Raw genomic sequence first — 7,377 nt, forward strand, 5'->3', positions numbered from 1 at the left:
TAGTGCGCAGTTCTCAGCTAATTCAGGCAATGTGCTCGCCTTTGAGGACGTCTTCGAGAGTCTGGCGCTCACGCACGACGGTAGCCTTTTCATCATCGACCATGATTTCAGCAGGCATGGGGCGTGTGTTGTAGTTCGAAGCCATGGTGAAACCATAAGCTCCGGCGCTGAGCACAGCGAGGTATTCACCCTCTTTGACGAGAGGGAGCTCGCGGTTCTGGGCGAGGAAGTCGCCGGATTCGCAAATTGGACCGACCACATCGACTTTCTCGACGGTGGCGTTCGCGGGCTGCTTGAGCGGCACGATCTGATGCCAGCCTTCGTAAAGCGTCGGGCGGATGAGGTCATTCATGCCGGCATCGACGATCTTGAAGACTTTGGCGGAGCCGCGCTTCTCATAGAGCACCTTGGTGAGCATGACGCCGGCGTTGCCGACCATGAAGCGGCCAGGTTCGCAAAGAATGCGCAGACCCAGCGGTTCGAGGTGTGGCACCACGGCTTCGGCGTAGGCCTGAATCGTGAGCGGATGGACTTCGGCATTTTCCTGCCACCATGCCGAGTCACCGGAGTCGAGGCTCTGCTTGTAGTTGATGCCGATGCCACCGCCGATGCTGAAGAACTCGATGCCGTAGCTCTTTTTCACCTGAGTCACGAGCGGGATGACCTTCTGCACGGCTTCCAGGAAAGGATCCACATTGGTGAGCTGTGATCCGATGTGCATCTGCAGGCCTTTGATGATCAGATTGGGGCAGTCGGCGGCCACGCGGGCATAGACGTCGATGATCTGGTCGAAATCGATGCCGAACTTGTTCTCGCTCTTGCCGGTGGTGATCTTGGCGTGCGTCTTCGCATCCACATTGGGGTTCACGCGGACGGCCACGGGGGCCTGCATGCCGAGCTCGCCGGCGACCTGATTGATGTAGTGCAGTTCCGCCTCGGATTCGGCGTTGAAGCAGTAGATGCCCTGCTTGAGGGCGTATTCGATTTCGTCGCGAGTTTTGCCGACGCCGGCAAAAGTGCATTTGGCGGGATCGCCACCGGCCTTGATGACACGGTAGAGTTCGCCAGCCGAGACGATGTCAAAGCCGCCGCCGAGTTTGGCGATGGTGTTGAGCACAGCGAGATTCGAGTTTGCCTTCACTGCAAAGCAGATCAGGTGATCCAGCTTTGCCAGAGCAGCGTCCAGACGGGTGTAATGTCCGGCGATGGTGCTCTTCGAATAGACATAGAGCGGCGTGCCGTATTTCTCGGCAAGGGACTGAAGGGGGACGTTTTCGGCAAATAACTGGCCTTGGTGGTAGCGGAAGCTGTGCATAAGCGGGCGGCGTAAATAGGCGGGATTCACGCCTGCGCAACCCCGCTAAGGTTCATCCTTGGTGCATTTCCACGAGTTTTCTCCCGGACGAAAGCATCTCCACGAGCCACAAACGCATGGCCTTGAAGCCTCGCAGGAGCGCCCCGTCCATGACTTCCTGGCAGCCGAAGTGCCGGGCGATCGTGTCTTCCAGCCTGCGATAACGAGGCAGCAGAATGAGAGTACTACGAACTGCAGCGGACTCTGAAGCAGGGCGATGAACCAGCGAGGGATGCAGCAGCCCTTTGCAGATGACCATGTTGGCGTCTGCCAGAGCAATGCGGCGCTCAGGCAATACCAGCCACGGATGATAAGTAAGAACGGGCTGACCTGCGGGGTCCTGCTTCATTCTGACCAAGGTGCGCACGGGCACTCCCTCGGTGCGGCGTGCGAGGAAGCCTTTTACGCCGGTTTCCACATCGGCGGTGGTGGCGCGCTTATTGAGCAGAAAATCACTGCCCATGAGGGTGCCGAAAAGGGTCAGGCGAAAGGACCAGCCGGCGAAGAGCAGGCCGATAAGAATCAGCAGGAGGGAGACAGCCGCACCAGCATAGGGATGCATAAGAGTGCTGCCTGCCACCAGGGCAATGAGGCCCAGTTTGACGATTTTGAGGCCGGCATCGACGATGCCAAAGGGAGAGAGCGCGATGAGGACATTGAGAGCGTGCGAGCTGAGCCAGACCACTCCGAAGGCCACGATGGCGACGGGGATGGAAATCCAGGGAGTGTGGACGCCAAAGTCGATCACGCTGGCCAGTGGCATCACGGCCAGTCCTGAGCCTGCCAACTCATGCATGGCCTGCGGTGGCTCCTTATTGAAGTGCGCCATGGCGAGGGCCACGAGAGGTACGAAACCGACGCTGGCGACGAGTGCGCTGAGTTTGTTTTCGAACAGCTCGAGAAAATCGAGCGGCTTTTTGACCAGAGGTGGAGCGGCGGTGCCGAGGAAGTCTTTGAGAAAGCAAATGAGGATCAGCGCCAATCCCGTCCCCCACACGCCGGGGTGGCAGTACCAAGGCAGGCGATGGCGCAAATGGGGCTCGGTCTTGTAGAAAGTCCATACGCCCATGGCGCTGACACCCAGCAGCGGGCTGATGGCGACGCCGGTGATTTCAGAAATTCCTTCCGACAAAGAAACGCCGGGCAGCAGCATGGATTCACGCAGCTGCTTATCCGGTGCAGTCTCGGCAGCTTTGAGCAGCGAAGGGCTTGCAAAGGCCATGAGCATCATGACCAGCAAGCAGCGGCGAAACAGGGTATTCATGACAGGTGTGGGTTGGGTCTGCCGCATGGCCGAATGCAGCCTGTCCATGATGCACTGAAATCCACCGCAGGCGCTGACAAAAAATCACGCGGTATGGAATGGGCAAACCACCCACCCAACTCACTTGGTCAGGGCCTTGCCGATCTCCTCAGCGACCTGTTTGGCTAGGTATTCGCTGCCAGCAAGAGTATAATGCACGTCTCGCGGATTCTGCATCGTGGCAAGTTGGGGAGTGATGTGGGCGTTCAGGTCGTCGATGGAGACGCCGTTTTCCGCCATCACCCGGGCAGCGATGTCGTTGTATTCCTTCACCTGTCCAAATTTGCGCGGCGGATTGAGCTCGCCTTCGGGGATGGGTGTTGTCGTAGCCCAGATGAGCTTGGCACCGGTCTTCTTCAAAGTGGCGACGAGGCTGCGGAGATTGGCCTCGTAGTCGGCGGGTTCGACCTGGCGTTTGCCATCGGACATGTATTTGAGGTCGTGGATGCCCCAGTTGAAGTGAATCACGTCCCATTTGCCTGTTCCAAGCCATTTGGCGATGTTGGCGACGCCGTTTTTGGTCGGACCGCCGTTCGTGGGGATGCGGTGTACGTTGGCCTTGCCCTCCAGCAGTTTCCGCACGGGCAGCGTGTAGCCGATGGAAATGGAATCGCCGATCAGCAAAACGCGCGGCAGGCCCGCGACATCCTGAATCGGGTCCATGGCCGGATTCGGGGCGCGTTTGGCCTTGGCGGCTGGTGCTGGCTGCTGAGCGGTGGCGCTGAGCAGGACGAAGAGGAATGCGAGGGAAGGAAGGAGGCGGTTCATAGAACTCCCCTTCACTGCCAAAAAAGCGGAATCTTTCAGACGATCTCCACGCTGACTTGGGCGCTGGTATCCATCTCACCGATGATTTTGGCGTCTTTGCCGCAGGTGAGAGCTTTGTCGGCATCTGCCGATGAGACGATGGCGACCCAGCCGAGGCCCATGTTGAAGGTATCGATGGCATCTTTCTGGTCAGCATGACGCAGGACTTTTTGCACTACATCGTTCTGCCAGAACGGAATACGGAGGTTTGCACCCAGGCCGCGCTTCAGGAACATGCGGCCGAGGTTTTCCGGCAGACCACCACCGGTGATGTGGGCCATCGCCTTCGGACGGATGCCAGCGGCTTTGAGAGCAGCCGTCTGCTCATGATAGAGAAGCGTAGGCAGCAGCAGAGTGCGCATCTCATCCTCGCTGAACTGGATGTTCTCCTTTTCGATGATGCGGCGGACGAGACTGAAGCCGTTCGCATGGAAACCCGCGCTGGGCCACCCGATGAGCACATCACCGGCAGCGATGGTGCCGGGATCAAGCATGTCTTCTTTCTCGCAGGCACCAATGGCGAAGCCGCTCAGCTCCACCATGCCCTCGGGCACCATGCCGGGCATCTCGGCAGTCTCGCCGCCGGCGAGGATGCAATTGCAAGCCTCCAGGTATTCGGTCATGCCGGCGATAATCCGGGTGATCTGCGTCTTCTGAATTTTCGGGATTCCCACGTAATCGAGGAACATGATGGGATCAGCCCCGGTCGTGAGCACGTCGTTCACATTCATGGCCACGAGGTCTTTGCCGGCGGCTTCCAGCTGATCGTGCTTGAGCAGCAGCTCGATCTTCGTGCCGACCCCGTCACAGCCTGTGAGAATCATCGGATGCTTGTAGCCGCTGAGGTCGTAGGCGGCGGCAAACAGACCAAAAGGATTTGCCAGCTTCCGCTTCTGCTGGGTGCGCTTCACCAGCACGCCGATGTCATCGACCAGCGATGCTGCTTCGTGAATATCGACGCCTGCTTGTTTGTACGTGTGTGCGGAGGGGCTGCTCATGGAAAATGGATGGCCGGTTGCCTAGCCCGAAAGCGGGGGCGGCTCAAACGGAAACTCACCATTGAGGCTCCGCAGGCAGTTTCCCCCCTCCCCCCCCTCGGCAGCGATTTGCCGGGACAAAGCAAGGTGAGCGGTCTCGCGACGTAGGTTCTTCAGCCTTCTGCCCTCCCATTTATGAAAACCACTGCCACTCCCTCACCGAGCATTTCGCAGGCTTTCAGCCCAGTGAGCGGCGATTTGCTGCGCATCGGCTCGACCCGTCGCGGCTTTTTGCAGACCGGGCTTGCAGGTCTGGCCGGTATTTCAGTCCCCTCCCTGTTTCAGCAGCAGGCCTTCGCCGCAGCGGCAGGACAGGCCACGCGAAAGACGAATGTGGTGCTTTTTTGGCTCTCGGGCGGTCCCAGCCACATCGACATGTGGGATCCCAAACCCGCTGCGCCGAGCGAGATTCGCGGCCCCTTTGGCCACATCCCGACCAAAGTGCCGGGCATCCATGTTTGTGAGCATCTGCCGCTGACCGCGAAGATCATGGACCGGCTCACGCTGGTTCGTTCGGTTGATTGCAGCGCCAGCGATCACACCCCCATCACCATGCAGGCCTGCAATCCGCTGGCGCGGCGCACGAACGATGGTCGTGATGGCGGCGGCTACCCGTCCATGGGTTCCATCGCCGCCAAGTTTCGGGGTGCCAATGCCCCGGGAATTCCTGGATATGTGGCGCTCGCAGATTCACTGCCCGCCGACATCTGGGGCGCAGGCCACATGGGCAATGCCTTCAATCCGGTCAGCGGCAAGGATTTGTCCGGCCGCCTCAAGCTCGTCGACGGTCTCAGTATCGAGAGGCTCGGCAGCCGCCGTGATCTGGCCGAGCAAATGGACCAGTGGAAGCGTGGCATCGGTGCGAATGAATCCATCGCCTCGGCGGATCACTTCACGCAGCAGGCCTATGAGGTGCTCATGACCGGCAGCGCGCAGCGTGCGCTCAATCTGGATGAAGAATCATCCGCCATGCGTGACAAATATGGTCGCGACAGCATCGGCGAGAAAGCCCTGCTGGCACGCCGGCTCATTGAGGCTGGCTCCACCTTTGTCACCGTCAGCGGTGCCTGGGGTTACTTTGATCATCATGGTGATGAAGTGAAGTGGGGCGGCATCAAAAAAGGTCTCACCCCGCTGCTGCCCAGCGTGGACCGCACCTTGCACGCCATCGTCACTGATCTTGAAGACCGTGGGCTGCTGGACAGCACGCTGATTCTCATGATGGGCGAGTTTGGCCGCAGTCCCGTGATCAATAAAAATGCTGGTCGCGATCATTGGCCGCGCGTGATGTCCATGGTCATGGCCGGCGGCGGTTTGCGCCATGGTCAGGTCATCGGCAGCACCGACAAGCATGGCGGAGAGATCGAGACCCGCCGAGTCGCGCCGGGAGATCTCGCGGCCACGGTGTTTCATCATCTCGGCATCGAACAGAACACGAACTGGATCGACCCTCAGGGCCGCCCACGGCCCATCGTGCACGAAGGAGGCAAGGTGATGGCCGAGCTGGTGTAGAGCTACTGAATTCCGATGCTGGAGGGCGAACGGGTCTCGATAGCGCTGACCATCTGGCGGATGTGGGGTTTGATCCCTACGCGCGGTTTCATGATCGCAAGGCTTTGATCAAAGGAGCCCCACTTGAGCACCTTGATGTTTACATTACGGGCCCCCCATTGGTTCATTGAAGCCTTGGAGGGGCGGTAGAGATCGATGGTCTTGGTGCCAACGAGCGCGGAGCCGTAATCGTCCACTTGATAGACATAGGGCTCGCCCTCGATCTTAAACTCTGTCCCGACCGGGTAAACGGACCAGTCGGTGGCGGCGCTGCGCACAGCGCCAAACTTGAGGGTGTTGCCAACGGCGCTCTTGGCACCATAGACAATGTGGTCGCTTTCACTCTGGGTGTAAGCGGTCGTCTTGACATTGCTGAGGGTGCTGCCGGAACGCAGACTCACCACCTTTCGAGGCGCGACTTTGGACACACTTTGGCAGGAAGCACAACCCGCGCACAGCGCGGCCAGCAGGAATAAACGGAGGTTGGTCATTATGGGATGGGCGCGTCTCTTTGCGTGCCCGGGGGTGGAGACTGAGACAGGCATCGGGGCTCCATGTTCGATCTTTTCGCCCGCGCCATCATGCGCCACATACCGCTTAGAGCGTCAACGCTTCCCATAGACATCATAATAATGTCTATTGTAAGCGGGCTGGCCCGATGAAGAAATCAAGTCGGCGTGCCGTTTGAGGTTCATGAGGTCGTTTTTGCTCTTCGTGTTGTTTTTTCATGTCAGCCGCTGTTTCGCGGAAGAATACGACCTCGTACTCAATAATGGCCGTTTAATGGACCCGGCGACAAATCTGGACGCTGTTCGTCATATTGGCGTTCGTGCGGGCAAGATCGCCGCGATCTCTGAAACACCGCTTGCCGGTAAAGAAACGCTGAATGTGAAGGGTCATGTCGTCGCGCCTGGTTTCATCGACCTCCATGCCCATGGGCAGACCACGAGTGATATGCAGATCAAAGCTTGTGATGGCGTCACCACAGCGCTCGATCTGGAAGCGGGAGTGTATCCGGTGGCGGCGTGGTACCGTTCGATGGAAGGCACGGCACCACTGAACTACGGAGCCACGGTGGGCCACATCGCCACACGCTTTGCCGCATTTCATCCTGGACTGGAGATCGGACACTGGGCGGTCAATCGTGCAAAGGTCGCGGGACTCGGCGCGAAACCTGCTGGAGCGAACAAGGGGGCGACGGACAAGGAATTGGAACTCATGGGCGAAGCGATAAACCGTGGACTCGATGAGGGTGCGCTGGGCATTGGCTTTGGCATCAACTACACGCCTGCCGCCGCACCGGGCGAGATCGAGGCCATGTTTTG

At 59.1% G+C, this 7,377-nt stretch carries 7 protein-coding genes; 2 read left to right on the forward strand and 5 right to left on the reverse strand.

All coding sequences use genetic code 11. The features are described from left to right. Positions 1–22: 22 nt before the first annotated feature. The 4 genes from lysA to purM all read right to left on the reverse strand — a co-directional run bounded on the left by lysA (position 23) and on the right by purM (position 4,462). Positions 23–1,315, reverse strand: coding sequence for a diaminopimelate decarboxylase (lysA, locus tag WAW39_RS14655; protein ID WP_422319945.1), 1,293 nt, complete (start codon positions 1,313–1,315; stop codon positions 23–25). A 52-nt stretch (positions 1,316–1,367) separates the two neighbouring features. After that, the gene (locus WAW39_RS14660) at positions 1,368–2,618 is read right to left on the reverse strand and encodes a hypothetical protein (RefSeq protein ID WP_422319946.1); all 1,251 of its coding nucleotides are present in this window, start codon (positions 2,616–2,618) and stop codon (positions 1,368–1,370) included. 120 nt (positions 2,619–2,738) lie between these two features. Then, positions 2,739–3,425: an SGNH/GDSL hydrolase family protein gene (locus WAW39_RS14665; RefSeq protein ID WP_422319947.1), complete on the reverse strand. Its 687-nt coding sequence runs from the start codon at positions 3,423–3,425 to the stop codon at positions 2,739–2,741. A 35-nt stretch (positions 3,426–3,460) separates the two neighbouring features. Next, positions 3,461–4,462 carry a phosphoribosylformylglycinamidine cyclo-ligase gene (gene purM / locus WAW39_RS14670; RefSeq protein WP_422319948.1) on the reverse strand — a complete coding sequence of 334 codons (1,002 nt, stop codon included), beginning with the start codon at positions 4,460–4,462 and terminating at the stop codon, positions 3,461–3,463. A 174-nt stretch (positions 4,463–4,636) separates the two neighbouring features. Between purM and WAW39_RS14675 the strand changes: the two genes are divergently transcribed. Further along, positions 4,637–6,013 (forward strand): DUF1501 domain-containing protein, encoded by a 1,377-nt coding sequence (locus tag WAW39_RS14675; protein ID WP_422319949.1) that lies wholly within the window; start codon positions 4,637–4,639, stop codon positions 6,011–6,013. Positions 6,014–6,015: 2 nt separating this feature from the next. Here the strand turns inward: WAW39_RS14675 and WAW39_RS14680 are convergent, their stop codons facing one another. Further along, on the reverse strand, positions 6,016–6,543 hold the full coding sequence (locus tag WAW39_RS14680; RefSeq protein WP_422319950.1) for a 3D domain-containing protein: 528 nt from the start codon (positions 6,541–6,543) through the stop codon (positions 6,016–6,018). Positions 6,544–6,766: 223 nt separating this feature from the next. On the opposite strand from WAW39_RS14680, the gene WAW39_RS14685 reads away from it, so the two are divergent. Beyond that, positions 6,767–7,377, forward strand: a 611-nt coding sequence (locus WAW39_RS14685; RefSeq protein ID WP_422319952.1) for an amidohydrolase family protein, incomplete at its 3' end; no start/stop codon positions are given.

This window comes from Prosthecobacter sp. (assembly GCF_049294395.1).
Lineage (GTDB): Bacteria > Verrucomicrobiota > Verrucomicrobiia > Verrucomicrobiales > Verrucomicrobiaceae > Prosthecobacter.

What these genes read in the sequence shown, in the direction of transcription:
- WAW39_RS14665 (WP_422319947.1), bottom strand. Translation starts at nt 3,425, where the DNA reads ATGAACCGCCTCCTTCCTTCCCTCGCATTCCTCTTCGTCCTGCTCAGC.
- lysA (WP_422319945.1), bottom strand. Translation starts at nt 1,315, where the DNA reads ATGCACAGCTTCCGCTACCACCAAGGCCAGTTATTTGCCGAAAACGTC.
- WAW39_RS14660 (WP_422319946.1), bottom strand. Translation starts at nt 2,618, where the DNA reads ATGAATACCCTGTTTCGCCGCTGCTTGCTGGTCATGATGCTCATGGCC.
- purM (WP_422319948.1), bottom strand. Translation starts at nt 4,462, where the DNA reads ATGAGCAGCCCCTCCGCACACACGTACAAACAAGCAGGCGTCGATATT.
- WAW39_RS14675 (WP_422319949.1), top strand. Translation starts at nt 4,637, where the DNA reads ATGAAAACCACTGCCACTCCCTCACCGAGCATTTCGCAGGCTTTCAGC.
- WAW39_RS14680 (WP_422319950.1), bottom strand. Translation starts at nt 6,543, where the DNA reads ATGACCAACCTCCGTTTATTCCTGCTGGCCGCGCTGTGCGCGGGTTGT.